Raw genomic sequence first — 26733 nt, 5'->3', positions numbered from 1 at the left:
CTCATTTCTGTGCTGTGACGCACAGCCATCCCTTTTTATTTTTGTGACTCTGAACCCTGCCAAAGCCTGTTTGCTCCAGATACACTTTCAGATCAGCATCCGTATAGATGGTCATACCGTTAATGATTCGCGTCCATTTGTCGTCTTTTGCTGTTTCGCCGTTTGCTTCGTTACAAATGAAAAAGATTCCGCCGGGCTTCAGCACTCGATAAACCTCTCTGAAATTCTGCGCAAGTTCCGGCCAGAAGTAGACCGTTTCAAATGCGGTCACTACATCAAACTGCTCCGCTTCAAACGGCAACTCTGCTACACTTGCCTGCTGCACAGTACACTGCCCTGCTGCAATAGCACCTGCATTGACCTTTCGTGCTTTTTCTACACTGACTGCCGAATAGTCGATGCCCTGCACCTTGCCCTTGGGACACAGCTTCAGCAGCTTTTTGATGTTCGCTCCACCGCCGCAGCCGCAGTCCAGCACCATGGCATCCGGGGCAGGCTGCAAAAAATGCAATCCCCACACTGCCATTGCGCTGTGCCCAAAGTTCATCATAGCAACCATGATCTTCCCGCTAAAACCTACGGGCTTGCGGGTGTTTTCAAAGAAGGTCATATCACACCTCCGATTTCACACATTCCGTATAGGTCAGCGGAAAAGAGGCCTTTAGAACAACACTTTTTCGCACTGTCCAATCATTCTGTTGCAGAAATTTTAGGTATTCTTCACTCGTCCACTTGCTGTGGAGAGGAAAGCCTGCCAGATTCATGAAAAAGGCTTTGACCTTGCCGGAAAACGAGTTCCCCGCGTGGGTGAAGGTCGGCGCGATGAGCACGCCATCGTCCTTCAGCACCCGATGAATCTCGGCAAGGGCTTTCTCCGGCTGCGGCACGATGTGCAGCGCGTTGGACACGATCACCACGTCGAAGGACTTGTCTGCATAGGGCAGGCGGAATATATCCTGCACCGAAAAGTGCAGCTTTGTAGATTGATTATCCCGCTTTGCCTCGGCGATCATCTCCACGGAGGCATCCGTCGCCTCGATGTGTGCCGCTGTTTTTACGATGTGCTTGGCGATCAGTCCCGTTCCGGTAGCCACCTCCAGCACTGTTTTGTCTTTCACGACCGGACAGATCAGCTCATACATTTTCTCGTATACTGCCCTGTCTTTTCGCATAAAGCAGTCATACAGACCTGCATTTTTGTCCCAGAAATTCTTGTGTTCTCGCATTGCTGTCTCTCCTTTTTGTGGTTAGATTTATCTAAGCAGCACGCGCGCTTTGACAAGTTAGGTTTGGCTAACTCATGTATTTAGGAAAAGCCGCATTTCTGCGGCCTTTCGGCTTATACAAATAGCTTGCTGCAAGCATCACACATCTGTATTTTCAGCCACTGAGGATAACGCCTCTCGATCTACTTCCTTATGGAAACAGCCAAAATCTATTTTCACACCATTGCGGTGACTTTTGCCTTCTTATCCATATTATATCGTGCTCACTTCTTTTTTGCAATGGGATAGTATCTCTATTTTGTCATTTCCAAACGCAGAGCACGATTAGATTTTCTTCGCAATCGTAGACAGCTCCGAAATAATGCTCAAAAGATCATTTTTGACTTCCTCTTTGCTTGGCTCGCTGCCCATCAGAGGATAATCCGTGCTGACATGGAGGATGCAGGATAGTTCGAGATTGAATTGTGTCGGCGATAAGGGCACCTGACAGTCCTGGGCTTTTGCGAAGCAACCGCATCCTTTGCCCGGATGATTTTAATCTGCATTTCCGCAGATGGTTCCGATACTCTGATATTCCTACTCATGGCCACACCTCCAATGGATCACGATATTCATAATCCTTTTTCCGGTTCAGATAGCCCAGTTGTTCCAATCGGATAGCAGCTGCTGATCTCGAAACATCAAAGACACCACAGAAAGTGTCTATTTTTACCTGATCCTTGTCATAAAAACGCCATCCGTAACATGTCAGAGGCTCCGAGTACCTGCTGAGAAGCAGCGGCACCTATGTCGTAGAAGCTCATGAAAAAGGCGGCGCAAAAGCAGCGAAAGATATTGAAGAACTGGTCAGCGAAGTGACCGGTATGTTCGCTGGCGGCGAATTAAGCGAAGATGTCATCGAAGGAGCTTATAAAGCTCTGACCGATGCCTACTGGATTGCCAAAGAGAACAATAAAAAATACGCCCCGAAAACGAGGCGTAAAAAATCCGATCAGTGATATTTATCGTACACACTTTTCGCCATACTGTAAACTGGAGGTGGTATGATGAATGCGGAACAGCTTTCACGGGTCGGTGAGAAACTGGTAAAACGCTGCGGTTCCAGAGACCCTTTTGAAATTGCAAGGCAGCTTGGTATCAATGTCATGCTTTGCGAAAATTTCGGTTCCCTGAAGGGAATGTACCGGGTGATTAAACGAAATCGCTTTATTTTTCTGAATAACAGTCTGGATGAAAATATGCTGCGCATCGTATGCGCACATGAATTAGGGCATGACCAGCTTCACCGGAATATGGCGAAACCACCCCGATTCATGAGTTCATGCTCTACGATATGAAATCCAAACCGGAATATGAAGCCAACATCGTAGCAGCGGAGATCTTGATGGACAGCGATGAAGTCCTTCGCTACATCTATGAATATGGATACACAGCCGAGCAGATTGCCAGTGCGATGTCCACCGACATCAATCTGGTTGCGCTGAAGGTAGCACACCTGGCCACACTTGGCTATAATCTGCACGCACTGGAACATAAAAGTAACTTTTGGAAATAACGTATCTTCGAGGAGCCTTGACCGGCTCCTCTTTTTTGTTGCAAATTGTGCAGATGCCGTCTGCACAATTATCAGCCTAACATCTGCATGTGATAGAGCTTCACTTTTTCCTCAAACGGCAGTCCAAGATCAGTGCCGACTTCTTACCACATCACACCATACGGTGCGCCGCCATCTGTATATCCTGCGATAAAAGCAAAACGACCATCGCAATCTTCATACAGTTCTACCAGCCGTTCCCTCTCTTTCGCTTCCCGCTCCATTCTCCGCTGCCGGAGTCGCTGTTCTTCAGCCTGTTTAATCTGGTCGAGCTGCTCCTGTGTATAGTTGACCCCCAGCTCCTGCAAATCTTTAGCAGCCGTCACAGCATCCACATGAAAGCGTTCCTGGTAATGCTTGTTCATCTTTTTCGGTGAGCCGGTATAGGTGAGCAGCCACTGCTTACCTTTTCGGAGGCGTGTTTCCTTTCGCTCAACCTTCGTCAGTTTCTTTTTCTTTGCCATTTGCGGAATCTCCCGGATTTTTTGCTGATGATTTTGGGTTGCGCTTTTTCGGTGCTGTCAGCTCATAGCTCAAAGAAAGCAGGTCTTTGATGGCATCATCCAGCTCCGGTTTGCCGAGCTGAATACTGAGCCATTTTTCCTTGTTCATGTGATAGGCCGGAAAATAGCCGTCCTGCCCGCGAAGAGATCCAATCAGCAGCGGATCACTTTTCACATTGAGAACATCAATGATGCCTGCCTCTGGCAGTCCCAACTTATCAGCCGATACCTCCAGAACTACACCATACCATTTATTATTGTCGTTGTGCCGCAGCACAGCATTCCAGTCATGCCAGGGGTATTCCGGCTCTGTGCCGTACTGCTGGCGTATCCATGTAAATAATTCTTGTCGTATCACTCCATCGCTTCCCCGCTGTTTTATGTGTGACCTTGTGCAACAACCTGTTGCACAAAGCTTTGCCTCAGATACCTCTCCGCACTGCATTGATATCAGAAATCATCAAGCGCAGCATCTATCTCTTCCAGCCGATCAATCCAGCCTAGGTCGGATTTCTTCTTGGTTGCTGATCTTTTCTTATCACCACCAACCACTTCAAACCGTTTCTCTTCTGTCCCGAACAGACCTTTCACCTGAATTCTAAAATCCGGCTTGTTGTTGGTCAGTCCTTGCATGAGCTGCACATTCTTGTATCTATGCAGAAGGATTTGACAGATAGCCTGAATGTCTTGCTCCTTAATACACGGTGCCGCCATGAACTTTTTCGTTATGTAAGGCTTTATATCTGCCAGCACCTGTAACATAGAGGCTTGCGCTGCCGGTTTCGCAGCCATGCAGCGTACTGCATTCTGCAAGCAGCTCCGGTCCAGCGGCACGATGAATGCAGCCGTCCACACCGCCGCCGCCCAAAAGAGAAGTATTGGCAGCATTGACGATTGCGTCAACGCTCATTTTTGTAATATCGTTCCTGATAATCTGTAAGGGCATTGCTTATTTCTCCCCCTTCTGCCACCTCGTTAGATATGCTTCTTTTTCAGTTCACGAATCAACATCTCAACCTGTACTCCTGTAAGGAATGGTGTTTTGATTGTCGATGCCCAATAAAAATTCCGCTTCAAAATTGTTTTAATCTCATTCGGAGAAAGAGCAGGCAATGCTTTAACATCTCCATTGAAATTTTCCGGCACAATCATTCTGACACTATGATATTTTTCATCAGCCACTTCCGTTGGCATGTCTGTGATAATCTGTCCGACCGCAATAATTCCTCTTCCTTTGGAATAAAAAAGAGCATAATCCCCTTTGCGGAAGCTGTCGATATACCGTTTTGCATCTCCATATGCCGCTATTTTGTTTCCAAGAATCATCTCGGATTCATTTGTGTCTGAATACGAGATATTCGTATCAAACATGATTCCCTTACACGCAGAGAACTTCAATCGATTATTTTCTATTTCTGTCAGAAACTTCACCCAGTATAAAACATTCTCCGGAATGATATGAGACTTATCCGGATTGATCGCAAATTCATAGATAACCGTTGGATCTGCTGCTTTCACATTTGAATATTTCTGTGCATTCTGAACGTTTCCTTCTGTTGTAAGCAAATACACTTCACCATTCAGGCTGGAATAGTCATCTGTATTGAGATCAACATCACCCTTCTTTACCTGAATGTAAATATGCTTTCGGTTCAGGTCATTTGGGTCAACCAATACACACTCATACTTTGGCGTAGCAATTTTATTTGTCGATGGAATGCAAACGTAGCCTTTCGTATCATACAGCCACAGCGCAAGTAAATCCTCAACATCTTCCGGCTGAAGCAGGCTGTAAAAATGCTTCTCACATAACGAGAGGGCTGGATCGGGATAATTGAATAGATCCAGTGCTGAATCGTGGACACGGTTATACAACATCTGACTGTATTCTTCCACTCCATTTTTCTTAATTCTCTGGATGGTTGAACCCATAATAAATGATGTTGCCACAGCACCAGGAACGGATTCTTCATCTGCCTTATCTGTAGCTGGATACCAGTCTATATTGGTCAACTGATTCGCTGCATCCATCTGTACTGCATCTTCGCGAAACACCCAGGTACTGTTCGCCTTAACTCTCGCAATATAGTATTTCCCTTCATTTTTTGAGCGCATCCATAGGAGGTCTCCTTCTTTCACATCCTCTACCATGCGGCATACACTGTCGAATGATTTATACTGAGTTCTTGCCAGATTACAGTAATCCAAAAACGTATGTATCCCAGAACGTTCTGCCTGGGTTAATTCACGAAGACTCCATCCCATTGCTGCGACATGATTTTTCAAGCAATAGTCGGCAACATTTGTGCCTCCTGTATTCACCTGTAATCTCCATACTGCCATCTTGTCTTCCTCTTTCTTTTTGCATTTAGAACTTTCTCATCATTCGCTTCGATATTATTATATATCTTCCACACATAGAGTGACAGATGCAATGTACATTATTTTGCACATTTCCGATTTGGTCTTGCGGTATTCTGCATAGGAGCTTTTCTTTCGTTCCAGGAGCATCGCAAACTCTGCGTTCAGCTCGCTGATGCGTGGAAGCTTTTTGTCAGAGCCGTTCTCTTTCTTATAAGCATCGAACGCCTTTTTCACTGCGCTGTTGAAAAATGCCATAAATGTGTACCGCGGCAAAGGAAGGCTACCATTGCACAATTGCCTTTGTGATTCAGATGAATGGAATTCATCGGGTGTTTCCAAATGAGGCGACTGTCGGCAAGGAGGATCTGGAAGAGATGGGAACTGCCATGACTCTGGATCTCCTGGAGGACGGTACCGGAACCATGGATTATGACGGGACGGTCTATGATCTGACCTGGGATGACAGCAGTATTACCATGGAGGATGTGGCAGATTTCTATACGCTGGAGGATGGTGTGCTGATGCTGGCAAATGCCGATACAGAGATGGTATTTGAACGGCCAGGAAGCGTAGCAGCTGTGACTGCACCGGATGAAGAAGAGGGTGAGCAAACAGCCTCCAGCACAGCAGCATCGATAGAGGACAGCTGGACAGTCGTTCCGCTGGCGTCTGCTCAGGAGCTGGTGCCTTATAGCTGTACAGAATTCAGTATGAATATTCCGGAAGGCTGGAGCGTGAAATCTTCTGCCATGTACACCGGTATGTTTCATGCAATTCATGTTTTTGATCCGGAGAATCCGGTAAATCAGATTTTCTTTATGCTAAAAATGGAACCATTATTTTCAGATGAAAATTCCCGGGCGATGATGGCGCTTTCCAGTGATTTGTTTGGAAAATGTCCCATTCTTACGAATGTATCGACACAGGGAGTCTTTGAAATATTCCCACAGTTTGCAGACGCAATGAATGCAACTGCTGACTATGCGGATATTCAGACACCGTACATTGCAGATTTTTCTGTGACAGAGAGCTTTGAAAGTACTCAGGGAATGAGCAGCGTTGCTATTTCCCCCTCCATTCTTCGGGCGGATTTTACACAGAATGGCACAACGGGAGAAGGAATGTTCACGGCGGATGTGGTTCCCTTTGCCATGGGCACGGGAATGGGATATTATTCTGTCTATAATCTGACAGTCCTCAGTGCAGAAAAGGGAACATTTCAGGACTGGCAGCCTACTTTGAATAAAGTTCTCAGCAGTCTTAATTATACGCCGGAGTTCCAGAGCTTTGCCATGTCCCAGAGCAATCAGGCGGCCTCTACCTCCCAGTCTCTCAGCCAGTCAGCCAGTGAGATGTCCGACAGCATCATGTCTTCCTGGGAAAACCGGAACCGGAGCCAGGATATCATGAGCCAGAAGCAGAGTGACGCTACCCTGGGTTACGAGCGCATCGTGGACACTGAAACTGGAAATATTTACAAAATTGACAACGGTTTCACCGACTGGTATGACGGCTCCCGTTACAAGTCCATCACTGATGATCAGTATACGGATTCGGTGGAAGCAGTGATTCACTGGAAGTAGGGTCATTGATTTTTTAAGGCATTTGCGGTATCATGGCATGGTATAGTTTGGGATAAATAAAAGGGGTAGAGAGGGATTAAGAAATGGAAAAAAGAAACGCAAAAGCCTTATTGCCTATCGCGGTGTTTGTGATTTTATATCTGGGACTGGGGATTCTGTTTGAATATGGCCTGAATATCGAGATGGGATTTTACAAAATTCCTGTTGTGATTATATTTTTGCTTGCACTGCTTGTTGCATGTCTGCAAAACCGGAAATTAAGCCTGAATGATAAACTGAAAATAATGGGAGTTGGAATCAGCGATCCGAACATTATTACCATGATCATCATATTTATGCTGGCTGGAATTTTTGTGGGTGTTGTTGGAAGAACATCAGCAAACAGTGTGGCATATTTTATTCTGTCACTGATACCGCCTCAGTTCGCGGTTGTGGTGCTTTTTGTAGTAAGTTGTTTTGTATCACTTGCAATGGGGACTTCCGTAGGAACCATTACTTTAATTACCCCGATTGGAATAGCCGTGTCGCGAGCATCGGGGTTTGACCTGCCGCTTTGTATTGCGACAGTCATGGGTGGTGCAATGTTTGGGGATAATCTGTCCTTTATCTCTGATACGACAATTGCCGCATGTAATGGACAGGGTTGTAAGATGACAGATAAATTTAAGGAAAATTTCTTCATTGCACTTCCGGCAGCAATTGTCAGTCTGGTGATTATTTACAGTCTGTCTGTGAAAAATTACAGTGGCGGAGTTGTGCAGGAAGAATATCATCTGATACAGACCATTCCTTATATACTGGTACTGGCGGGAGGCATTCTTGGCTTAAATGTGTTCCTGGTACTGATTACAGGAATCATAAGTGGCTCCATCATCATGATTGCGACAGGGATGATCGTGCCGACGGATTTGCTTGGAAATATGGGAGACGGGGCAGCAGGCATGTTTGAAACCAGCATGGTTGCCATTCTGGTAGCGTCTATCTGTGCACTGATCAAAGAATATGGTGGATTTGCTGCTCTGCTATATTGGATAAAAAAAGTGTTTAAAGGGAGAAAAGGCGGACTCCTTGGCATGGGTCTGTTGGTAGGTCTGATGGATATTGCAACGGCGAATAATACAGTCGCAATTGTTATGGCAAATCCAATTGCAAAAGAAATGTCAGGAAACTACGGAATCAGCAATAAGAAAGCAGCATCTATTCTGGATACATTTTCCTGTATCTTTCAGGGAATTCTTCCTTATGGAGCACAGATGCTGGTTGCCATCTCAGCGGCTTCCGGCCTGGGTGAGACAGTCAGTGCATTTGATATTCTGCCAAGGTTGTTTTACCCGTATATGTTGTTCATCAGTTCCCTTGTCTTTATTTCTTTTGAAAAAAATGCATAACTGGAAAAACAGATAGAAAAAGAAGGCGAAAGCAATGTTCGGAGAATGTCATGCCCATGTAATCATGGACGGAATCAATTATAAAGCAGCAGTGGCACTTCATAAAGATGGTGTCTGCGAGGCAGCAGTCCGCGCCCATCTTAAGGAATGGAAAGACGCTGGAATAACCTTTGTGCGGGATTGAAATGGAGTTAGCAAAGGTCTCCTCCGATGCCGCAAGGTTCAAAAAAGACAGCTGGAAATGAATCGAGCTGTCAAAATAATTGAGGAAATCCACCAACCCTCAAAGATTGCCGTCTTATCTTCGTTTTGGGAAAGCTGATAGTTGATGTCCTGAAACTGGATGGTCTTTGTGTAGTGGCTGTCCGATACGCGGCAGGCTCAGATGGAGGGTTGCTGGTATAGCTATAAGTAATAGAATTTGACGCTACATAGGAATTATGGCTTTCTGTATTACTCGCCCATGTAGATACTCCTTCTGCTTTCGTCTGTAACTTTGATTTTTTGATTTTTATTTGTCCCACTGCCTCCATTGTTACAGTATATTGAGGCTCATCATTGCTATTAATCCCATCATAGTAGTAATTAAAAGTTGCAACGACAGGATCATCAATTCGAGCCTATTTAGCATTGACTTCTTTTACAGAACTATCTGCAGAAATACTTACCGTCCATGTATCCAGCAATATCCGATCATTGTTCGCCATACGAATATCAGCTGTATTTTTGTCATAAACACGAATTGTAGCCGTTTCAGAAGTATCAGCGTCACTTGCGTAACTCGATACACAATTTGCGCCTACCAGCAGACACACGGACATCAATAAACTCACTACTCTTCTTAATTTCATAACATCTTCCTCCTTTTCCTTGGCACACCCTTTTTATTTTTAAGTAACGTGAATATCCGAACAATTCGTGATAACACAAAAATAAGTATAATTATTTGTATAATTAATCCACCAATCAATTCTTTTGCAGACCATTTGTATGCGATAAAAACAGCGGTACTTCCGTTGGCTCCACCTATTATAGTGGGAAGAATAAACTGAGGATAAATGATAACTATTGCTGAATATATGATAAGTGCAGAAATACCAAAAGCAATTATGGAATAAATAGTTAATTTTAAAATGTTTCCTTTTTTAAACTGTACATATTCATGTTCATAATTTGCTTCCAATTCTTCAACCAATTCTTGAGGAGTACCAATAGATGTTAGAACGGAATTTAGCTCCTCTCCATCATCTATCCTGCCGTAAATCTCTGACAATAATTCCGTTGTTATGCGTTTTTTCATTTTATGAGGTAGGTGCAACCCCTTATTAATTTCCTTAATGTAGTGTTTTAATTCATTCTTCATACTCATTATCCTCTAACAAAAAATCTTGTACTTTTGTAGAAAGTAAATTCCAAAACACTATTAGTTCTTTGAGTTCATCTTTTCCTTTCTGCGTTATAGAATAATATTTTTTGACCCTCATTTTATCATGTGGAATTTCCCATTCACTTATTACTAAACCATCTTCTTCTAGCTTATATAGAATCGGATACAATGTTCCTTCTTTAACTTTAAAAAAGCCTTTACTTTTTTGGGACATTTCCACTAATAGTTCGTATCCATACTTTTTTTCTTGTTGTAATAATTTAAGTATGAGAATTTTTAATATCCCTTTTTTTATTTGCTTAACATCGCTTTCTGTCAATTTCTATCTCCATAATATTTAGTATATCTAAATATATACCATAATAAGGCATTTCTGTCAAGGTATATCACATCAAAAGTCATAAATAACTATTCAGATAAATTTTCTACACTTTTTAAAGAAATTTTTATGTTGAAGCATAAAAACTGCTTCCCTTAGATGAATGTGACAATGCCACAGAACCATTTAAATACAGTACTGTGGCATCACAAGAATAAATTTAAACCTTGAATTTTTTTGAATTCTCTAATACTTACTAAATTTATTGTTACATTAAGTTCTTTTTGATGACACCCCAGATACCAAGACCAGCGCCCAGAGCGATAACGAGAGTCTGAAGAACGGTAATTGCCTGTTCAAAAAATGCCATATAGTTTGTTAGCCGGAATCTGATTAAAAAATAGGTTTGTCATGTTTCATAGGCATACAAAAGCCGGAACAATCTGCCGCCCGGTTTCCGGGGGCATGATTCCGGCTGTCCTCCTTTTTCATTATTTTTCTTGCGATTGTCCGCTTTGTACGCCAATGGCCTCAACTGAGGCAGTTGCGGCAAATAGATACGATCACTCCTTTCTCAGCGGAACCGTATTACACGCCCTCCGTGTCTACTTCATATACATCGCAGACCTCATCAGGCTTGAGTTTTAGTCTGGCAGACAAAAATGCTTCAATATCAAAGGTATTTCGCTTGTCTGCATCAGCTATGTATTTGAAATTAAGGTGTCTGGTAATGTCATACTTGTCTGAAAGAAACGGACGCACACCGCGCAACTGCAAGATGCACTTGCCGCCATCCATAACTGCCAGCTCGTCCTGGCTCATCAGCTCTTTTCCCAATTTCTGATAGTTGAGCGAGTGGGAGGTCTCCCGTCCCCGGCTCTCTCCGGTGTTGTAAGTGTCTATGGTCTCCTTTCCCAGAACAGCCGCCAGCTCTTTCAGCGTTGTTGGCTCTTTGCCACCCAGGAAGATGGAAGTATCCATATTGCCGATGATGGTATCGGCATTATCTTTGTAAATTGCCTTGAGCTGGCTCTGTGCCTGCAACACCAGACAGGCAGAGATTTCACGGCTTCGGATGGTGGCCACCAGCTTTTCCAGCTTCGGAATCTGCCCGATGTTAGCACACTCATCAATCAAACAGCGCACATGAACCGGAAGCCTGCCGCCATACACATCATCGGCCTTTTCACAAAGCAGGTTGAATAACTGGGTGTAGCACATGGAAATGAGAAAGTTAAAACTGTCATCCGTATCACTCATAATGAGGAACAGGGCCGTTTTTCTGTCTCCCAGCGTATCCAGTTCCAACTCATCGTAGGATGTAACCTCGAGCAGCTCCGCAATATCAAATACGGCCAGACGCGCACCGCAGGAAATCAAAATCGACTTAGTGGTCTTGCCAGAGACGAAAAGTCAAGGACTTTTTCATCAAATTCAAAAAGAAGTCACATTTTGCGGACTTCCTCACGGAGCAGACGCTTGATTTTGTCCTCCATCGTTTCTTTTGCGGTCTGGCTGAAATGCACACGGACGATATAGGTGGTCTTGCCGATCTGCTTTCTGACAGTCGGGCAAGTGGCGGTGTTGGTTGCGGTATTGTTCATTCAAAATCCTCCTGTAAATGAAAAATACCCGGTGACTGTTCATCATCGGGCGGTGTCGGTATGAGGGAACAAGGCAAGGCGGCAACATTAAGGTATCTATAAAAACCTTGCCGTCTTTGCCATGCTTGCCGTGTTCCTGTTGTCAGTCTCGGAGATAGCAGACCCATACTGTGCCGTCTTTCTCGGTCACAAGTCTGTCCCCGATACGGCTCTTTGCCGTTCTCATGGTGCGTGAGGAAATCCCACGCTCATTGACTGCCTTTTCCAGTTCTGCGCTCGGCATACGCTTTCCGTCCGCAAGCAGTTCCAGAATGAGCATTTGCGCCTGTGCGGTCTTGCTCTCGGTCTTGGCGGTGTCCGTCCCGGCAAGAAGCTCGTCAGCGGTAATGTCATAAGCCCCTATCCACTCAAAGCCTTTCTCGTCTCCCAGAGAAAAGGCAAGGGACTGTCCGGGCGGTGCAAGGGAGCTTTTCTCATGGATAAGCACCCTCGTTGTGGGGCTGTCCTTCAGCTTGCCGATAAAAAGCAGACTGCGGACTGCCGCCGTAATGTCGATAGACCCTAATCCCCGATAGGTGCTTTGCGTTCCTGCGGCTTTGTTCAGGTGTCCGATCAGCACGATAGCGCATCCGGTAGCCTGTGCAATGTCTCCCAGACTACGGAAGATGGGACGGACTTCATTTGCCCGGTTCATGTCCACATCTGCGCCCAGAAACGCCTGCATCGGGTCAATGATAACCAGCCTTGCGTTGTTCTCTCGGATTGCTCTTGCGATGCGCTCATCAGCAAGGGTCAGCGGCGTGTCTCTATCGTCAATAACAAGCACTCGTTCAAGGTCTGCGTCAGCTTCCATCAGCCGGGGCTTAACGGTATCGCCCAGACCGTCCTCGGCGGTCTGATAGATGATATTGAAAGGCTCAAGTGTCTCCATACCGGGTAAGGGCTTTCGGTTGGTGCAAGCCGCCGCAAGACGCATGGCAAAGTAGGTCTTGCCCTCGCCGGGGTTGCCCTGTATGATCGTCAGCTTTCCAAAGGGGATATAGGGAAACCATAGCCATTCCACGCTCGTCAGCTCCACATCTGCCATGCGGAGCATGGGGACAGGCTGGGCGGTAGGCAACTCTCGCAGCGTGATTGTTTCGGCTATGAATTTGTGACTCGGAATGTCCTTTTGCTGACGGAGAACATCGTTCCAGTCTTTCCTTGCCGGGACAAGGCGAATGACGGCGATCTCGCTGGGAATGGACTGTGCCAGTCGGGTACAGGCTTCGCTTCCTGCGGTGTCGCTGTCAAGGCAGAGGAACACTTTTTGGGTGTCCTTGCGCTCAGAAAGAAAACGGTCAAGGGCTTTGCCAGAAACGCCGCCCAGGGCAAGATAGCTTCTTGTCTGCCAGTCCTGCGGATAAAGGCAGATGAATGATAACAGGTCAATCGGTGCTTCAAAGACAAAGAGCTGATTGCCGTTTCCCTCATAGCGGAACGGATAGGACTTGTCAGCCCCGGCAATGTCCTGTCTGAATGGGTCTGCCGTTCCTCGCACATGGGCGTATCTCGGCGTACCACTTCGGTCTCTGCCGACAAACACAACATTGTGCCGCTTTGCGTCCTCGTAAATATCCCCGGAAAGAAGAAAAGTCTCAACAAGCGTTTTGTTGAGACCTCGGCTTTCGCAAAGATATTGAATTGCTCTGTCGGCTGTTCTGTTGTGCAAGGGCAAGTGGAACGCTGTGGGCGGTGCTGTGGTGGCTTCGGTCTGTCCTCGCCGTTTTCGCCTGTCAACATCTGGACAGCTTCGGGAAAGGACTTGCCGTAAAACTCCATGACGAAATCAATGGGATAGCCGCCCTTGCTCTGGCTGTGGCGAAACCACTTGTTTCCCCGGACGGTCAGACTGTCATGTTCTTTCCAGCGGTATTCTCGTCCGCTTTTTATCAGTGTCTCTCCCTGTGTGCGGAGAAAATCTTCCAGACTGACGGCATTTGCCCGGTCAATCTGTGCTTGGGTGTAATTCATCGGGATAGTTCCTCCTTTTTCTGTCGTGTTTGGGGTCGATTTTGGAGCTTTTGTTCCTCTGTACGCTCGTTAAATCGGGCGGCAGTATCTACGCATGACTTGACCTTCCAAAGGCGGTGTAAATCGTCTCTGACAGCCTTAAACTCGCCATAGGTGGTTTCGTGCGCCTGTTCCAGCTCGTCATACTCGTCGGACAGCTTTTTCATATCCACCTTGCCGTCCGGGAACTCCCCGGTCAGCTTTCGTCTGGCGGCGTAGAACTGTATCAGTTCCGCTTCATGCTCTGCCTTGTACTTGGCTCTGGGCTTCTCAAACTTGATTTTCTGCAAGCCGTCATAGACAGGCTTCAAGTTCTGGAAAGCAGCAGAGCTGTCATAGAGCTGCTTGATTTCTTTCATTCGTGCGGTCTGCCCGTCCAGCGTTTTCTTCAAGCTCTCTGTGGTGGAGCTGTGTTCATTGACACGGCTTTCCAAATCTTCAAGGTTGTAAATGCCGTTTGCCCGGAGATAATTGAAAGTCTCGTTCATCTCCTTTAGGTTGCTGATTTTGCCTTTCTGGGAATAAGCCCCGGCTTTGCGCTGGGTGTAGTAGGCGTTCAGCAGAGAAACAAGGTTGGGTGCCTGCGGCTTGGCAAGCTCCGCTTTTGCTTCGGCAATCCAATCAAACAGGAGAGCGATTTTCTTCTTGATGTCCCGGATAACGGCATTGGTTGCTCTGATCCAGCGGTTGAACTCGCCTTTCTCGGTGCGTATGCCTTTCTTCTCCATTGCCCGGACGGTTGCGCCCTCATGGACGGTGGGAAGAAGCTCCACGCCCTGACGCTCATAGCTTCGGTGGTCGATACGAACATCAAGCCCTTTCTCCGCAAACTTGGCGTTGCATAGTTCCGCCCATGTCTGCCGCCAATGTTCCAGCGTTTCGGGACTGCCCCAGTCGGTAGTGGGAACGGCGTTGAACACAAACTTTCCGTCTGCGTCTCGGATACGGTTGCCGTCCTCGTCCAGCTCATACACCCGGCGTTGCTTTAGTCCCCATTTGCCGTTCTGCTCGATGGGGCGGATGGGGCAAAGCACATGAAAATGCGGGTTTGGTATGCCGCCGTCCTCTCTGTCTGGCTGGTGTACGGCGAAGTCAACCACCATGCCACGGCTCACAAAGTTCTCCAACAAAAATTGCCTTGCAAGAGCGATGTTTTCCTCAAGGGAAAATTCATTCTGCAAGGCAATGTCAAAGCTGTATGCAAGCTGGGCGTTCTTTCCACGCTCGGCTTTTTCCACAGCGTTCCATAGGGTCTGGCGGTCTGCGTATTCTGGCGGTGCATGGGACGGCAGGAGAATATCGGAGCAGATCACGCCGCCCTTGCGGGTGTAGTCGCTGTATTCGCCGTAATACTCGCTATACAATCGTTCCCCTGCACGGTAGGCGGCAGAAGCAATAGCGGACTGTCCTGCGCTTCGCTTAGTCTGCGTGACGCTCAGATGAAATAGTGCCATCGGCTTTCAACTCCTTTTCTCTGTTTGCTTGGCTGATGTGGGTAATCGTCATGTGACGGACGGCTCGCTGGACTTCGGACAGAGAAAAGATGTGTTCCATCAGCTCTGTCATTTCGGTGCGTGTGAGATCTTTGACCTCCGGGGCAAGGCTCTCAACCGTGCCGCCCAGATTGCAAAGACGATGGGTGCGCTTGGTGCGTTCGCCTTTCTCCAGATATTTCTTTCTGTTCTCCAAACGCTCCAGCTTGTGCTGTTCCTGTAAAAGCTGCGTCTCGGCTCGCTCCTTTTCGGCTCGAAGCTGTTCAAGGGTTTTCGGTTTTGCCATTGTGCTTGACCTCCTTTTTTGATTTTGGGGATAAAAAAAGACCGCCGACTTTTCGCATAGTGCGACCAGTCAACGGTCTGATTTTCGGTATTCGGTTTTTGTGTTCAGTTAGACAAACTGGAAGTTGTCAAAGAGAATTGTTCCAGTATTCCACAGTATTGCCATTCACATCATAGAATGTAATGGTTCCCGCATTTATAGGCAAAACAATCGCAAAAGGTTTATTGCTGTCAATGTCAAGCGCTTGAATTGTGTTGCCGTCATCTATTTCAAGCTGTGTTACCTGTTGCTGATTCATAGAAATAAATGCTCGCTCATTATATCCTTCTACAGTGTACTCGGCAATTCCTCTTTGAACCCCCGAAAGTTTTCCACCCCCACGGAAAAAGTATCCAAAGGAAAGACCAGGGCGGTTGACATAGACGGAAAAAGAATGGTCACTCAAATCCTGAGGGTAAGAAATATATGCAGCCATCGTGCTGGAAACGCTTCCATCGACCGTCCAATCATCCTTAATCTTCTGCGACGAACGAATATCTGTCTCCAGCTTAGATGAAGTCACGCCGATCTCATTGTTCGTATAAAGAAAACAAACAAATAAAATACAAACAAGAACAACCCCTATCACAATTTTAAGAAATATTTTTTTCATGCTATCAAAACTCCTTGTCAACTACCGATTTTCTTAATTCGACAAACCGGTATTTAACTGTCTTTGCTAAAAAACCCTATAACAGCCATAATAAATCCTACAGGTATTAAAAGAAAAGACGCCCACACAATACCAATGTATATCAGCTCTAAACCTGCAAGAATCATTATTGCAATACCTAAGAGCATTAAACTGTTACCAAACATAATTTTTTTCATAATGCTTTTCCTCCACAACTTCAAATTGTCGCTCGTCTACCTATCCAACTTAAACGGCACAACATTTCCAACAACGCGTCCAACAAAATATACAATCACGCTCCTTTGCAAATCCCGATTTGCTTGTTCCATAAAATTCATTTTATTCGCCTTCAAACTTGCTGGCGGCGAACAGCATTTTATGCTGTTTGCGGACGGCAAGTCCACAAGGGATAGCCGCTTTAGCGGCGCAAGGGGGTGTAGCCACCTTGACGGAACGAAGTGACGCAACATTCTCGGTCAAGCAGTTTTCTTCTGCTGACGGAGAATGAAGCTCCGCAGGACGCACGATACTCCCGATAGGAGAGTATAGAAGTGCGCCCTTAGAGTTCTAAGGGTATTTTTAGATAATTGGGAATGTTTCTTTGTCAAACTGCGTAACATTGAACACGATACGCCACTCGACATCATCACCAACCGGTTCAAAGTGCAGAGCAGAACAAGCAGCATGAAGTTTTTCTTGTGAATTTGTTCCATATATAACTGCTGTCGGACCATCTGCACCACCAATAACACCAACAACAAAACAGGAACTACTGCCAACTGGACGGAACGAATGATCGTCTGGTGTAACTTCTATCGGTCTATCGCCTTCATCACAGTCAAAAACCGAAATGTTCTCCATCGGTTCAGGGGTAAGTGTATAACTCATGGCAATATAATGTGTCGGATAAATCCAGCGATCAGAACCAAAACTATTTTGAGGAACTGTCTGCTGTTCTATTTCCTGCACGGTCAGTGTATGGGTTATTCCGCTAACAGGATGGGAAAACATAAATGAATCTCCGGGTGCGTGAACTTTGAAATGTGAGCCTGGAACTTGTCCTGGTTGCTGCTCCATTGTAAGAAAAAGTTTATTGATTTCAGGGTGATGCTTGGTCCCCCAAGGAAATACGTCTCTGCATATGACCCAGCCATAAGTACTATCCAGCCCATAATGGTCGATTGCCCATTTTGCTTCCAACTCATTGATAACGCCATCTGGCAGACAAGGATTAAAGCTCACAGCGCAGCCATGGGTTGTCTGTAATATTTTCTCGTTTAACTTCAAGCAAGGTTTGAAGTTAAAACAAAGTGGGTTTTCCCATTCCATCTGCATCTGTTGCTCACGGGTAAAATTTTCACATGAGTCATTTTCCCAGTCCAGATTCCATTTTTTCATGAAGTCACGGATGCTTTCTGAATCAACTCGCATACAAAAATCAACGACAAGTCCTTTGCTACATGAATAAGCTGCCGGAATTACCCAATGATATCCAGCCCAATCGAATTGTTTATCCAGCTTGATCTCTTTTCCGGCACGGTCTTTACCTCGATGTCCCCAGAAATCTCCATCAAAGTAGACCTTCCATTCAGGGGCAACCAATTCTGCCTCTGAAGTCATATCATTATCGTAATAATCTTCTGTGTATTTAATCTGACTGTAATCAAAGGAAGATTGCAGGTTTTTGATATATGTCCACGGTTGTTCCATAGGCAACAAATTCATCTTCTCTGAAATTTCCGATAAAGTTTGCTGTTGTTCCTGGGTTGTAGGGTTTTCATTGAGAAAGGCTTCAAACTGTGCTTCGTTCCACATCCACGCTTGTTCCACTGCCGCCACATCACCACAAGCCAGTATAAGCCGCAGAAAGTCGGTAAAATTTTCAGCTACTGGATGAACATAATCAGGAGAAGTATTCATGGGGCTGACAGAGAAAACCATCTCTCCAAATCCACGAATGAAACAGAAGTGGATACCATCTATCCCTGCCCATCCAAAAACCGATGCCCCTTTTGGGGTACAAAAATAATTTGTATTATCCTCACGGAGTTCAACTCCCACAGGACTTAAATCGACACCCCGCTGTAAAAATTTTTTCAAAATTCTATTCATTAAGCATCCCCCCATAAAATTAGTGCTATCACGCTCTTTATTGTAGTAAATTTTATCACAAGAGTGTGAATAAATCTACTGGCGAATGCTGAAACCGCCCGAACAGTTTCTTTCTGCTCAGGCGGCTTTCTTCATCTATTTTTCTTTCTTCTGCTGCACTTGTTCATGGGCTTCCTGCTGAACATCAGCCCAGCGGAAAAGCCATACTTGAAGTGACTTTCACTTTCTTCACATTGGGCGATTGCTGTCTGCGCCCGGAGTTCCTGCACCAGCTCATAGTCCTCTTTGCTGAGCCGCTGGGACAACTGCTCCATGAGCTTTTCACAGGCTATGACTGCCTTTCGGTATTCCGGTGATGTAGGTACAACTGTCTCGCAGGGATAAAACTCCCCATTATACATGGCTTTCAAAATCATAGCTTTACCTCTCTCAACAGTAGATTAGTTCCGTCTTGATGATTTCCTCTGCCCGGCAGCGGATGGAGTTCATTGACTGCACCCATAACATCTGATTTTCCGCTTTCATGGCTTCGGTCACGCCCTCGGCTTTCATCATCTGCCGGATAATCAAGTCCAGCCTGTCTGCCGCCTGCTCGTTCAGATCGGCAACGACGGTGTGGAGCCTGCCGGACAAAATTAGCTCGTTGTAAAGCATGGGACGGTGCAATTTCAGATAGGACTGGTGCAAGCGTCCCCAATGCCCAATAGGTCGGCGTTCCTCCGGCAGCTTCAAGTCCGGCACATAGTAGTCGCCCACCAACACATAGTCCATACCGTTCTCATGGATTCTCGGTTTCAACTCTTTCATAAAATCACGCTCCCTTTCTCGGTCCCAGCTGCGGCAAACTGCTCACCGGGATAAATACCCCTCTGGCAATATCCTCGGTGCGGATTGCCTGTTTTCTGGCTTCAATCTCCGCTTTTTTCTTGGCTTTCGTGCGCTCCTCATACTCTTTCTGTTTACCATTGGCTTTCCGCTTCAAGTAGTTCTGGTGGAGCCTGTCCTTGCGTTCCTCACGCTTGCGGATTTCCTCTAATTCCTCCGGGGTAAGCTCCACTTCGCCAAACGCAGGGGGAACGAAACGACCCACGAAATTGAAGTAAATCTCGACCTCCTGTGTGGTCTGAATACTGCCCTTGCGGTCACGCTCATGCACAAGGATTTTCTCAATAAACTCATTGAGCATGGCAATCGTCAGCTTGTCGAAGTTCTCATACTTGTCAATCAGAGCGATAAAACGGTCAGCGTCCTTTTCGTGCTTCTCGTAGCTCTTGATAGCCTTTTCCAGATCGGAGATTTCAACGGTAAGCTCGGACTGTTCCTTTTCGTATTGAGCGTCCAGAGTGGTGTATCTGCTGTCGGACAGCTTTCCTAAAATGTTGTCCTCATAGATTTTGCAGAGCAGGACTTCCAGCTCGGAAACTCTCTGACTTCAGGCACCATGTCGCTCATAGGCTGTCTCCTTCCTCAAATGTGTAGTCTGCCGGGTTATACTTCGGCTTTTCTCTCTTTGCCCAGCTCCGGATTGTGGCAAGGTGATTTTTGTAGCTCCTGCCGGTGGAAGCCATATACTCAGAGAGCCGTTCCACCCGCATCTGATAATCTCCTGGGAACTCCTGCCGGAGCTTGCCGTATTCCGTGTCAGAGAGAAGGACATTTTCGTATGAGCCATACCGGTGCTGGATTTCCTTCTTCTCTCTTTTATTGATTGTTTCAGTACTTGTTCTATTAGTACTTAATTGCGCGGGATTTTCCGTAACCGGTGTGTCCGTATCCGGATTTACCGTATACGGCTTTTCCGTACACGGTGATTCCGAACACGGCTTTTTCCTTGGCATCTCATAGATCACATACTCCGCTCTGCCCATCCGACCGTTACTCTCACGCTGCTGGTTCCTTTCCAGATATCCAAGACGTTCCAGTTCTTTCAGAGCTGTAAGCACCCCATCTACGCCATCCGGTGTAATCGAAGATAATCCCCGTACCGAATAGTTCCATGTGTCCGGTAAACTAAGCAGCATAGAGAGAAGTCCTTTTCCTTTCAGGCTGAGACCCTGATCCCGCAGGTGGTAATTGCACATCGTTGTGTAATTGCTGTTTTTCTCAACCCTGAATACCGGCATGGTGCTCACCATCCTTTTTCGCAGGCTCCGTTTTTTTCTTCGGACATTTGCGCGAACGATCTTCGCTGTCCTCCCGTCGATGGTATTTGCCGGTATCCTGCATCATGCGTTCAAACGCCTGAAGGCGTCCCTCTGTAAAAAGCGTCATTCGATCACACCCCATTTCTTAAACAACTTGAAGAGATGATTCTTTCCCTTGCAGGTCACTCTCGTCTGCTGCACCAGTTTTCCGCTTCTGCCGTAGCAATCCCGGACAATAAAATAGCCCCTTGCAGATTTGTCTGCAAAAGGCATCAGCCAGCCGCTTGGACTGCGGTACAGATAGCGGTGATCCAGTAAGAGAGCTACTGCCGTCTTCTCTGGGATTCCGATTTCCTTACAGAAATTCCGGATGCAGGTGCAATCTTCCGAATTTACAAAGGTGTCGAAGTAGTCTGCCTTGGGCTGTGCCGCATCCAGCTGTTTGCAGATACCCTCAAGCTGCTCTCTCTCGGCTACAAGCTCCTGTGCCAGTGTGTAGATGACCTCCGGATGCTGAATCACCTGATCCAAAATGGAATCGCTCATATACACACCATGCTTGCGAATGGACGGGAGAACTTCATCAAACACCCAGTGTTCAAATCGTTCTGCCGATGGCAGCTTACTGTGAACGATCAGCCGGTAAACATCGCCTTCTGTGATAAAGGAGATTTCAACGACCTGCTCTCCAGCATCTCCATACTGATTCACCTTCTGAACGACCCCCTCGCGTTTCGTTAGGGGGCCTCTGCAATGGCGTTTCACTGCGGCGTAGGGATTCACATACCCCAAGGCTTTCGCCACATCGCTTGCACAGAAAAAGGTCTTGCCCGCCTCTTGCAACACGCGGATCGAACCAAACTCCTGGTTCTCAAACACCTCCATCATCTGCCTTGACTGTCCGCCATGACTGCCCACATCGGTGTCATGGGTCTTCTGATTGAAATCCGTCATACCTGTTACCTCCTGCTCAAATTTGTCTCGCCGGATTTCGGGCGAAAAAAATAGAACCTCGACCCATTCTCGTTTTCAAAGAATGAGCCAAGGCTCTATGTAACAGGATACCTGATATTAAATTTTTGCAGAATTCGTCAGAACTCGCCAAACGAACCTGACACTGTTTTTCATTCCGTTTCAGCCGGATTTTTGCCGAAAATCTGTCAAGGATATGGGGCTAATTTCCCCTCCAAAATGGCCTTCTGTAAACCCATTTTCCCACCCATTAGGCTCAAAAATAGGCCGTAAACCCATGGTAAACCCATCAAAATGGGTTAATTTGAAGTCAAATTTCCTCAAATTTCACCATCGGAATCAGGCGATTTCAGGCATAGAAAAAGCCCGGAAAATGGCGTATTTCCGGGCTTTTTTAGCATTATTAAGCTGTAGATTATCGCTTGCTGAACTGCGGAGCGCGACGAGCGGCTTTGAGGCCGTACTCACCTGACCTTGATCCAAAAAGACCAGTATTCATGCGGTTTTTCGGGCTTTCCTCTCTCAGTAAACCCATAGGTAAACCCACGAAATCGCGAAATTTTTGGTGCAGTTTAACGCAGCCCGAATGCAGCATTCACAACGCTGCTTAATTCCTCAGGTTTATTATACTTGACTTTCGCATAGATGTCCATAGTCGTTTTGCTGTTCTCATGGCCTGCCAGATACTGCACCGTCTTAGGATCAACACCTTTGTAAATCAGATTGGTGATGTAGGTGTGCCGCAGCATGTGCGGAGTCACCTTGAAGTCCATCGTATACACCAGTTTGGGATTATTCGGCTGATGCTCACCAAGCCTTGGCTTTATTCTATGCTTGATGGACTGTCCATTTACATAAGTGTAATAACAGCGTTCTGCAGTAGAACGGACTGTTATGTACTTCCAGACTCTCACAAACTGTGTTTCCGTCAAAACAGTTCCCTTCGAATTCGAGATCACATATTCCGATTCTGATTTTTCCCTTTCTTCCTTGAGACAGGCTACCAGGCATTTTGGAATCGGAACATCTCGTTTTGCTGCCGGTGTCTTCAATAGCGTGTTGACTACCGGCTCACCGCCTTCCACATGCCATGCACGCCTTACCGAAATGTACGGCGTTTTTTCATCCAGGAATACGCAGTCCCATTTTAATCCAAGGATCTCTTCTCTACGCAATCCCGCGTACAAACCGATCATCACGAAGACATACGGTGGAAGCTCACGAATGCTATCCAGCAAAATGGCAGTCTGTTCATCCGTCAAAGCCTCGCGCCGTTTCGCTGGCTTTCCGCCTCTTGCGCAAATCGTTTTGGATGGATTCTCTTTAATCACCTTGCTCTCTTCTGCTGAATTAAAAATGTTCTTAATCAGCATATTGAGCTGACCATACATTCCGGAAGAACCTTTTGATAACGGAACCATCAGCAGCCGCAGGTCATCTGTGGTCACCTCGTCCATATACATCTGTCCAATCGGACCCACGATGTACCGATTCACCATCCGTGCGTATCCTTCCAACGTATTAGTTCTTACCGTTCCAGACCGCATCAGCAACCATTTTTCACAGTACTCTTCCACGGTCGGATTCTCTCTATGGAAAACCACTTCCGCGATTTTCTTCTGGGCATCTTCCACCCGGTCATACAATTCTTCGCGTGTCAGCCCGTAAATCGCCACTCTCTTTCCGTCTGCATCTGTAATCCGGGTGCGGTAATACTGTACCCCTTTCATCATCACTGTTCCGTATTCCGGAAGTTCAGCAGGACGCTTTTTCCCTTTAGCCATGTGTTCTCCTCCTATCTATCTTCATACATTGCGTGTTGTCACTTTTATTATCATGGCGTACAGCACTTCCTTCAAGGATGTCGAATGTATGTAAAAAGGCAGGGATTTTTGACCATCCCTGCCCTAATTTCTTTCTGATTTACTCTTAATCCCACGATGCAAAAGCATCTTCCAGCACTCCTGCGAGCTGCTCTGGGCGATTATATTTCACCTTGGCGTAAATATCCATGGTGATCTTGCTGCTTTCATGACCGGCAAGATACTGAACCGTCTTCGGATCAACCGAAGCATGAATCAGATTCGTAATGTAGGTGTGCCGCAGCTGATGCGGAGTCACCTCAAAGTCCAGACTGTAAACCACATTTCCATTGTGTGCTGCCTTTTGCCCCAGAACCGGCTTCACCGTATGCTTCACCCTCTTGCCATCTTCATAGCGGTAATAGCAGCGTTCCTTGGTGGTACGGGTTACGATATACTGCCATAATCTCTTGAACTGCGTATAGGACAACGGGTCTCCATCCCGGTTTGCAACCACAAAATCCGATGTCGATGTCTTCTTCGCCTCTTTCAGACATTCCAGAAGATTGTCCGGCAGAGGGACATTCCGATGCGCTGCCTTTGTTTTCAGCTCTGTCAGAATCACCGGACGATTATGCTCCGTATGCCAGGCTCTCCGAACGGTAAGGTACGGAGCCTCGCAATCAAGATACACCGAATCCCATTGAAGTCCGAGGATTTCTTCTCTCCGCAATCCTGCGTACAGCCCCAGCATCACGAACACATACGGCGGTAAGCCGTAAATGGCATCCAGCAGCTTATCCACCTGCTCATCCGTAAGCGGGAGGCGGTCCTTCTGGGGAATCCCGCCCACATTCTTCTTCAGATAGATGGTCGGATTCTCATCAATGATCTTACTCTCCATTGCTGCCGTGAAAATACACTTATATAGAACGTTCACTGATTTGTACACGGATGCCGACTTTTTCGATGCCGCCAACAGTGCCAGGCGAATGTCATCTGCTGTTACATCTCCCATATGCATATCGCCCAATGGCTTGATGATGTAGTTCTTCACTTTCGATGTATAGTCAATCAGCGTTGTCATCCTGATCTGTGCCGACTGCATCAGCAGCCATTTCTCGCAATACTCCTCCACTGTAGGTGTACTGCGGCAATACGTCTTGTTCTCAATCTGCTGGATCGCTTCCTGTTCCTTCTGGTACAGTTCCTCTCTCGTTCTTGCATATAAGGAAACCCGCCGTCCCTGCTGATCTGTTACACGGGTTCGATAATATTGCGTTCCCTTCATACTCACCGTACCATAATCGGGAAGCATCATTCTTCTTGCCGCCATATCATTACCTCCAATCCTGTTGATGCTTTCATTATTGCGGATTCATCGTCCATACTCAACGATGTCGATTTTCACCGCCGAAAGCTTCGAGGTTTGCGATATGTCGCAGCATGTTCCATCGGTTTTGCACGGTGCGTACATTTTGCAATGTACTCCTGAATCCCCACTTCCGTGAAATAAACGCAGCCGTTTTCCACATACTGAACATAGGAGATCAAACCGTCTGTTCTTGCAGCATCCAGTGTTTTTACGCTGATTCCCAGTATACTGGCTGCTTCTTTCCTTGTAATCAGTTTATCCATCGCCTTCTTCGCCATCCTTTCGGCATTTGCCCTGTCTTTTTTTCTCTGCTTGTTCCGGAATGTAATATCCAAGTTGAATCCTTACAGCTTCATCAATCCCACGCATCTGCCCCTTACTTACCCGCCCAAGATAGCGAATCACGCATATCTTGTCGCAGGTGTCGAGCTGTTCTGCCAATACCATAGACGGTTTTGCCAGTCCCTTTGCTTTACGGAGAAAGAAATGCGTTGGCTGTTTTCGCTTCTTCTCAATTTTCGATGTCAGCGGAGCAATCGTGATCGTCGGCGCATAATAATTGCCGACATCATTCTGAAGAACCACAACAGGACGAACACCGCCCTGCTTTGATCCGACCGGAACACCGAGATTGGCGAGATATAAATCACCTCGCCGATAAACCCAGTTTTCTTTCATATGCTGTTGTCTCCAATCTCCATACACTGATATGGATAAAGCCTGCCAGGTATCATGCTGATACAGCACCCGGCAGCGCTTTCTGAAAATATGGTTTCTCTGTACTTTTTCTTATCACCCCAGAGATGTAGGATTTCTCACAGGCGGCAGTGTGCTTCACTGCTCCATTGGAATTTAACCATCCCGCCTTCCTTATGGCCGGACCGCGAATTACGGAAGTATCATTGTCCCTGTCCGGCTTTAACACCGCCGCCGGTTGCAATCCGGCATTTGCTTCTGCGAAACCGCTATCGCCCCGATGGGCTTCATGGCGTGCAGTCGAAGGCTCGACCAAACAGGAATGTACCTGAAGAATGAGTATTCAGTTTTCAAGGGACATCCGGACTTTCGTCCTTACAAAGTAAGTTTAACAAGAATCCTCCGGTTTCGCGTTGGCCTCGTAGGCGCACTTTGGTTGTCCTTGCAGGACTACATACGGTTCGTTTTGACTTTTTCAGTGTTCTATACAGCCGGATTGAGGCAAAAAAATACCCCGTTGGTTTCCCAACGAGGCATCAAAGACGATTCTATTCTGTTTTCTATAAACTGGTACCCGTTTATCTCCTGGTGACCATTTGAGTCACGGCCAATGTATCAAAAAAGCAACGCTCATCTCAGCAAATCAGACAAGCTGTATTCTCCTTTGGGGATATTTGCTGTTCTGCGATACTCTTTTATGGCTTTCACCAAGAGCTGAGGATTACTGAAATACTGCTTCACAAAATCATACGACTTCACATCATGCATCCGAAGATTTATTTTACAAAATTCGCTTGGTTTTTTTCCAGAACGCTTAAACTGATCATATGCTCCTTCCGCATGAATAATCAGCATTTCAATTTCTGGAGCAGTAATGACATTTACCACGTCAATTTTCTGCTCATATGCTTTACTCAATCGAAATTCCTCTCTGCGAGAATCCAAAATCCGTATCACAGAAATCTGCTCATCGAATCCTTTCCGTAAGTATCGCTCCTCGAATCGTTTAGCACTTCTGCAACGGATGACACGTTCTTCCAACATTTCTTCTCTGTTGAAAATCAGAAGATCATTATCAACCAGTATGTCGATAATAGCTTCTTCGGCAGAGCCTTCACATATACACGCCTTGTATTTTGCTAATTCCATTCTGCCGCCTC

At 46.3% G+C, this 26733-nt stretch carries 31 protein-coding genes and 6 pseudogenes; 5 read left to right on the top strand and 32 right to left on the bottom strand.

The features are described 5' to 3' along the window. Window position 1: 1 nt before the first annotated feature. Together ACI3EW_RS03650 and ACI3EW_RS03645 are read right to left on the bottom strand one after the other, a co-directional pair. Window positions 2-610 (bottom strand): class I SAM-dependent methyltransferase, encoded by a 609-nt coding sequence (locus tag ACI3EW_RS03650; RefSeq protein ID WP_118533472.1) that lies wholly within the window; start codon window positions 608-610, stop codon window positions 2-4. A 1-nt stretch (window position 611) separates the two neighbouring features. Further along, window positions 612-1226 (bottom strand): class I SAM-dependent methyltransferase, encoded by a 615-nt coding sequence (locus ACI3EW_RS03645; protein ID WP_485663288.1) that lies wholly within the window; start codon window positions 1224-1226, stop codon window positions 612-614. Window positions 1227-2269: 1043 nt separating this feature from the next. Here ACI3EW_RS03645 and ACI3EW_RS03640 point away from each other — a divergent pair. Then, window positions 2270-2563: an ImmA/IrrE family metallo-endopeptidase gene (locus tag ACI3EW_RS03640; RefSeq protein WP_485663287.1), complete on the top strand. Its 294-nt coding sequence runs from the start codon at window positions 2270-2272 to the stop codon at window positions 2561-2563. Then, the gene (locus ACI3EW_RS03635) at window positions 2560-2781 is read left to right on the top strand and encodes an ImmA/IrrE family metallo-endopeptidase (protein ID WP_485663286.1); all 222 of its coding nucleotides are present in this window, start codon (window positions 2560-2562) and stop codon (window positions 2779-2781) included. Before ACI3EW_RS03640 ends, ACI3EW_RS03635 begins: the two co-directional genes overlap by 4 nt. Window positions 2782-2924: 143 nt before the next feature. Here the strand turns inward: ACI3EW_RS03635 and ACI3EW_RS03630 are convergent, their stop codons facing one another. The 6 genes and pseudogenes from ACI3EW_RS03630 to ACI3EW_RS03605 form a co-directional block, all read right to left on the bottom strand. After that, window positions 2925-3284, bottom strand: a complete 360-nt coding sequence (locus ACI3EW_RS03630; protein WP_485663285.1) for a hypothetical protein — start codon at window positions 3282-3284, stop codon at window positions 2925-2927. Then, entirely contained in the window at window positions 3253-3681 is a 429-nt protein-coding gene (locus ACI3EW_RS03625) for an MmcQ/YjbR family DNA-binding protein (RefSeq protein ID WP_485663284.1), read from the bottom strand. The genes ACI3EW_RS03630 and ACI3EW_RS03625 overlap by 32 nt, the downstream gene beginning before the upstream one ends. A 92-nt stretch (window positions 3682-3773) precedes the next feature. Next, entirely contained in the window at window positions 3774-3956 is a 183-nt protein-coding gene (locus tag ACI3EW_RS03620; protein WP_243022381.1) for a hypothetical protein, read from the bottom strand. Window positions 3957-4071: 115 nt separating this feature from the next. Next, window positions 4072-4269 (bottom strand): annotated as a pseudogene (locus ACI3EW_RS03615) (macro domain-containing protein); the annotation flags it as partial. A 29-nt stretch (window positions 4270-4298) separates the two neighbouring features. Beyond that, window positions 4299-5666 carry a hypothetical protein gene (locus ACI3EW_RS03610; protein WP_485663283.1) on the bottom strand — a complete coding sequence of 456 codons (1368 nt, stop codon included), beginning with the start codon at window positions 5664-5666 and terminating at the stop codon, window positions 4299-4301. Window positions 5667-5723: 57 nt separating this feature from the next. After that, window positions 5724-5942, bottom strand: coding sequence for a hypothetical protein (locus ACI3EW_RS03605; protein WP_485663282.1), 219 nt, complete (start codon window positions 5940-5942; stop codon window positions 5724-5726). 56 nt (window positions 5943-5998) lie between these two features. Between ACI3EW_RS03605 and ACI3EW_RS03600 the strand changes: the two genes are divergently transcribed. From ACI3EW_RS03600 to ACI3EW_RS03590, 3 genes are all read left to right on the top strand, one after another. Next, window positions 5999-7270: a hypothetical protein gene (locus tag ACI3EW_RS03600; protein WP_485663281.1), complete on the top strand. Its 1272-nt coding sequence runs from the start codon at window positions 5999-6001 to the stop codon at window positions 7268-7270. An 83-nt stretch (window positions 7271-7353) separates the two neighbouring features. Next, window positions 7354-8658: a Na+/H+ antiporter NhaC family protein gene (locus ACI3EW_RS03595; RefSeq protein WP_485663280.1), complete on the top strand. Its 1305-nt coding sequence runs from the start codon at window positions 7354-7356 to the stop codon at window positions 8656-8658. Between the two features lie 34 nt (window positions 8659-8692). Beyond that, complete coding sequence (locus tag ACI3EW_RS03590) at window positions 8693-8842, top strand: hypothetical protein (protein ID WP_015553394.1); 150 nt, start codon at window positions 8693-8695, stop codon at window positions 8840-8842. Here ACI3EW_RS03590 and ACI3EW_RS03585 read toward each other — a convergent pair. From ACI3EW_RS03585 to ACI3EW_RS03470, 24 genes and pseudogenes are all read right to left on the bottom strand, one after another. Beyond that, window positions 8825-9036: pseudogene (locus tag ACI3EW_RS03585) on the bottom strand (hypothetical protein); the annotation flags it as partial. The gene ACI3EW_RS03590 and the pseudogene ACI3EW_RS03585 sit on opposite strands and share 18 nt — an antisense overlap. Before the next feature lie 242 nt (window positions 9037-9278). Further along, window positions 9279-9509 (bottom strand): hypothetical protein, encoded by a 231-nt coding sequence (locus ACI3EW_RS03580; RefSeq protein ID WP_118533462.1) that lies wholly within the window; start codon window positions 9507-9509, stop codon window positions 9279-9281. After that, the gene (locus ACI3EW_RS03575) at window positions 9506-10021 is read right to left on the bottom strand and encodes a hypothetical protein (protein ID WP_118533460.1); all 516 of its coding nucleotides are present in this window, start codon (window positions 10019-10021) and stop codon (window positions 9506-9508) included. The genes ACI3EW_RS03580 and ACI3EW_RS03575 overlap by 4 nt, the downstream gene beginning before the upstream one ends. Beyond that, on the bottom strand, window positions 10011-10364 hold the full coding sequence (locus ACI3EW_RS03570; protein WP_117470988.1) for a PadR family transcriptional regulator: 354 nt from the start codon (window positions 10362-10364) through the stop codon (window positions 10011-10013). Before ACI3EW_RS03570 ends, ACI3EW_RS03575 begins: the two co-directional genes overlap by 11 nt. Window positions 10365-10650: 286 nt before the next feature. Next, window positions 10651-10734: pseudogene (locus tag ACI3EW_RS03565) on the bottom strand (Maff2 family mobile element protein); the annotation flags it as partial. Window positions 10735-10952: 218 nt separating this feature from the next. Next, window positions 10953-11768, bottom strand: a pseudogene (locus tag ACI3EW_RS03560) (VirD4-like conjugal transfer protein, CD1115 family); the annotation flags it as partial. Between the two features lie 41 nt (window positions 11769-11809). Further along, entirely contained in the window at window positions 11810-11968 is a 159-nt protein-coding gene (locus tag ACI3EW_RS03555) for a transposon-encoded TnpW family protein (RefSeq protein WP_006428300.1), read from the bottom strand. A 142-nt stretch (window positions 11969-12110) separates the two neighbouring features. Next, window positions 12111-13981 (bottom strand): annotated as a pseudogene (locus tag ACI3EW_RS03550) (AAA family ATPase). After that, window positions 13978-15474 (bottom strand): MobQ family relaxase, encoded by a 1497-nt coding sequence (gene mobQ, locus ACI3EW_RS03545; RefSeq protein WP_118106549.1) that lies wholly within the window; start codon window positions 15472-15474, stop codon window positions 13978-13980. Before mobQ ends, ACI3EW_RS03550 begins: the two are co-directional and overlap by 4 nt. After that, window positions 15440-15799 (bottom strand): DUF3847 domain-containing protein, encoded by a 360-nt coding sequence (locus tag ACI3EW_RS03540; RefSeq protein ID WP_118533283.1) that lies wholly within the window; start codon window positions 15797-15799, stop codon window positions 15440-15442. The genes mobQ and ACI3EW_RS03540 overlap by 35 nt, the downstream gene beginning before the upstream one ends. A gap of 127 nt (window positions 15800-15926) precedes the next feature. Continuing rightward, window positions 15927-16451 (bottom strand): hypothetical protein, encoded by a 525-nt coding sequence (locus ACI3EW_RS03535; protein ID WP_112146230.1) that lies wholly within the window; start codon window positions 16449-16451, stop codon window positions 15927-15929. A 53-nt stretch (window positions 16452-16504) separates the two neighbouring features. Beyond that, entirely contained in the window at window positions 16505-16669 is a 165-nt protein-coding gene (locus ACI3EW_RS03530; RefSeq protein ID WP_006060468.1) for a hypothetical protein, read from the bottom strand. A 382-nt stretch (window positions 16670-17051) separates the two neighbouring features. Continuing rightward, complete coding sequence (locus tag ACI3EW_RS03525; RefSeq protein WP_015573038.1) at window positions 17052-18584, bottom strand: hypothetical protein; 1533 nt, start codon at window positions 18582-18584, stop codon at window positions 17052-17054. 131 nt (window positions 18585-18715) lie between these two features. Continuing rightward, entirely contained in the window at window positions 18716-19000 is a 285-nt protein-coding gene (locus ACI3EW_RS03520) for a DUF6809 family protein (protein WP_215701862.1), read from the bottom strand. 13 nt (window positions 19001-19013) lie between these two features. Further along, on the bottom strand, window positions 19014-19391 hold the full coding sequence (locus tag ACI3EW_RS03515) for a TnpV protein (RefSeq protein WP_005944774.1): 378 nt from the start codon (window positions 19389-19391) through the stop codon (window positions 19014-19016). Window positions 19392-19395: 4 nt separating this feature from the next. Then, window positions 19396-20013: pseudogene (locus tag ACI3EW_RS03510) on the bottom strand (DUF4368 domain-containing protein); the annotation flags it as partial. A 19-nt stretch (window positions 20014-20032) separates the two neighbouring features. After that, window positions 20033-20707, bottom strand: coding sequence for a helix-turn-helix domain-containing protein (locus ACI3EW_RS03505; RefSeq protein WP_097772875.1), 675 nt, complete (start codon window positions 20705-20707; stop codon window positions 20033-20035). Next, the gene (locus ACI3EW_RS03500) at window positions 20688-20855 is read right to left on the bottom strand and encodes a hypothetical protein (RefSeq protein ID WP_171032223.1); all 168 of its coding nucleotides are present in this window, start codon (window positions 20853-20855) and stop codon (window positions 20688-20690) included. The genes ACI3EW_RS03505 and ACI3EW_RS03500 overlap by 20 nt, the downstream gene beginning before the upstream one ends. Further along, window positions 20852-21682: a phage antirepressor KilAC domain-containing protein gene (locus tag ACI3EW_RS03495; protein ID WP_118533279.1), complete on the bottom strand. Its 831-nt coding sequence runs from the start codon at window positions 21680-21682 to the stop codon at window positions 20852-20854. The genes ACI3EW_RS03500 and ACI3EW_RS03495 overlap by 4 nt, the downstream gene beginning before the upstream one ends. A gap of 590 nt (window positions 21683-22272) precedes the next feature. After that, window positions 22273-23484, bottom strand: coding sequence for a tyrosine-type recombinase/integrase (locus tag ACI3EW_RS03490; RefSeq protein ID WP_055222189.1), 1212 nt, complete (start codon window positions 23482-23484; stop codon window positions 22273-22275). A gap of 145 nt (window positions 23485-23629) precedes the next feature. Then, the gene (locus ACI3EW_RS03485; RefSeq protein ID WP_098923435.1) at window positions 23630-24838 is read right to left on the bottom strand and encodes a tyrosine-type recombinase/integrase; all 1209 of its coding nucleotides are present in this window, start codon (window positions 24836-24838) and stop codon (window positions 23630-23632) included. Between the two features lie 71 nt (window positions 24839-24909). Further along, the gene (locus ACI3EW_RS03480; protein WP_257321414.1) at window positions 24910-25140 is read right to left on the bottom strand and encodes a helix-turn-helix domain-containing protein; all 231 of its coding nucleotides are present in this window, start codon (window positions 25138-25140) and stop codon (window positions 24910-24912) included. Beyond that, complete coding sequence (locus ACI3EW_RS03475; protein WP_002576364.1) at window positions 25133-25555, bottom strand: type II toxin-antitoxin system PemK/MazF family toxin; 423 nt, start codon at window positions 25553-25555, stop codon at window positions 25133-25135. The genes ACI3EW_RS03480 and ACI3EW_RS03475 overlap by 8 nt, the downstream gene beginning before the upstream one ends. Before the next feature lie 648 nt (window positions 25556-26203). Continuing rightward, the gene (locus ACI3EW_RS03470) at window positions 26204-26722 is read right to left on the bottom strand and encodes a hypothetical protein (RefSeq protein ID WP_002576365.1); all 519 of its coding nucleotides are present in this window, start codon (window positions 26720-26722) and stop codon (window positions 26204-26206) included. Between the last annotated feature and the right edge of the window lie 11 nt (window positions 26723-26733).

Source organism: Pilosibacter rotomagensis (assembly GCF_045062245.2).
In the GTDB taxonomy this organism is placed as follows: Bacteria; Bacillota; Clostridia; order Lachnospirales; family Lachnospiraceae; genus Pilosibacter.
Note: the sequence above shows the minus strand (reverse complement) of the source record. Positions and strands in the feature narration are given on the sequence as shown.

Bases quoted from the DNA above. Each gene is read 5' to 3' on its own strand.
- ACI3EW_RS03530 (WP_006060468.1), bottom strand. From the start codon at position 16,669: ATGAAAAAAATTATGTTTGGTAACAGTTTAATGCTCTTAGGTATTGCA.
- ACI3EW_RS03605 (WP_485663282.1), bottom strand. From the start codon at position 5,942: ATGGCATTTTTCAACAGCGCAGTGAAAAAGGCGTTCGATGCTTATAAG.
- ACI3EW_RS03595 (WP_485663280.1), top strand. From the start codon at position 7,354: ATGGAAAAAAGAAACGCAAAAGCCTTATTGCCTATCGCGGTGTTTGTG.
- ACI3EW_RS03635 (WP_485663286.1), top strand. From the start codon at position 2,560: ATGAAATCCAAACCGGAATATGAAGCCAACATCGTAGCAGCGGAGATC.
- mobQ (WP_118106549.1), bottom strand. From the start codon at position 15,474: ATGGCACTATTTCATCTGAGCGTCACGCAGACTAAGCGAAGCGCAGGA.
- ACI3EW_RS03610 (WP_485663283.1), bottom strand. From the start codon at position 5,666: ATGGCAGTATGGAGATTACAGGTGAATACAGGAGGCACAAATGTTGCC.
- ACI3EW_RS03490 (WP_055222189.1), bottom strand. From the start codon at position 23,484: ATGGCTAAAGGGAAAAAGCGTCCTGCTGAACTTCCGGAATACGGAACA.
- ACI3EW_RS03520 (WP_215701862.1), bottom strand. From the start codon at position 19,000: ATGATTTTGAAAGCCATGTATAATGGGGAGTTTTATCCCTGCGAGACA.
- ACI3EW_RS03600 (WP_485663281.1), top strand. From the start codon at position 5,999: ATGAATGGAATTCATCGGGTGTTTCCAAATGAGGCGACTGTCGGCAAG.
- ACI3EW_RS03620 (WP_243022381.1), bottom strand. From the start codon at position 3,956: ATGCAAGGACTGACCAACAACAAGCCGGATTTTAGAATTCAGGTGAAA.
- ACI3EW_RS03470 (WP_002576365.1), bottom strand. From the start codon at position 26,722: ATGGAATTAGCAAAATACAAGGCGTGTATATGTGAAGGCTCTGCCGAA.
- ACI3EW_RS03640 (WP_485663287.1), top strand. From the start codon at position 2,270: ATGATGAATGCGGAACAGCTTTCACGGGTCGGTGAGAAACTGGTAAAA.
- ACI3EW_RS03535 (WP_112146230.1), bottom strand. From the start codon at position 16,451: ATGAAAAAAATATTTCTTAAAATTGTGATAGGGGTTGTTCTTGTTTGT.
- ACI3EW_RS03590 (WP_015553394.1), top strand. From the start codon at position 8,693: ATGTTCGGAGAATGTCATGCCCATGTAATCATGGACGGAATCAATTAT.
- ACI3EW_RS03485 (WP_098923435.1), bottom strand. From the start codon at position 24,838: ATGGCGGCAAGAAGAATGATGCTTCCCGATTATGGTACGGTGAGTATG.
- ACI3EW_RS03555 (WP_006428300.1), bottom strand. From the start codon at position 11,968: ATGAACAATACCGCAACCAACACCGCCACTTGCCCGACTGTCAGAAAG.
- ACI3EW_RS03515 (WP_005944774.1), bottom strand. From the start codon at position 19,391: ATGAAAGAGTTGAAACCGAGAATCCATGAGAACGGTATGGACTATGTG.
- ACI3EW_RS03525 (WP_015573038.1), bottom strand. From the start codon at position 18,584: ATGAATAGAATTTTGAAAAAATTTTTACAGCGGGGTGTCGATTTAAGT.
- ACI3EW_RS03475 (WP_002576364.1), bottom strand. From the start codon at position 25,555: ATGAAAGAAAACTGGGTTTATCGGCGAGGTGATTTATATCTCGCCAAT.
- ACI3EW_RS03480 (WP_257321414.1), bottom strand. From the start codon at position 25,140: ATGGATAAACTGATTACAAGGAAAGAAGCAGCCAGTATACTGGGAATC.
- ACI3EW_RS03505 (WP_097772875.1), bottom strand. From the start codon at position 20,707: ATGCCGGTATTCAGGGTTGAGAAAAACAGCAATTACACAACGATGTGC.
- ACI3EW_RS03580 (WP_118533462.1), bottom strand. From the start codon at position 9,509: ATGAAATTAAGAAGAGTAGTGAGTTTATTGATGTCCGTGTGTCTGCTG.
- ACI3EW_RS03540 (WP_118533283.1), bottom strand. From the start codon at position 15,799: ATGGCAAAACCGAAAACCCTTGAACAGCTTCGAGCCGAAAAGGAGCGA.
- ACI3EW_RS03645 (WP_485663288.1), bottom strand. From the start codon at position 1,226: ATGCGAGAACACAAGAATTTCTGGGACAAAAATGCAGGTCTGTATGAC.
- ACI3EW_RS03495 (WP_118533279.1), bottom strand. From the start codon at position 21,682: ATGACGGATTTCAATCAGAAGACCCATGACACCGATGTGGGCAGTCAT.
- ACI3EW_RS03630 (WP_485663285.1), bottom strand. From the start codon at position 3,284: ATGGCAAAGAAAAAGAAACTGACGAAGGTTGAGCGAAAGGAAACACGC.
- ACI3EW_RS03575 (WP_118533460.1), bottom strand. From the start codon at position 10,021: ATGAAGAATGAATTAAAACACTACATTAAGGAAATTAATAAGGGGTTG.
- ACI3EW_RS03500 (WP_171032223.1), bottom strand. From the start codon at position 20,855: ATGACGCTTTTTACAGAGGGACGCCTTCAGGCGTTTGAACGCATGATG.
- ACI3EW_RS03650 (WP_118533472.1), bottom strand. From the start codon at position 610: ATGACCTTCTTTGAAAACACCCGCAAGCCCGTAGGTTTTAGCGGGAAG.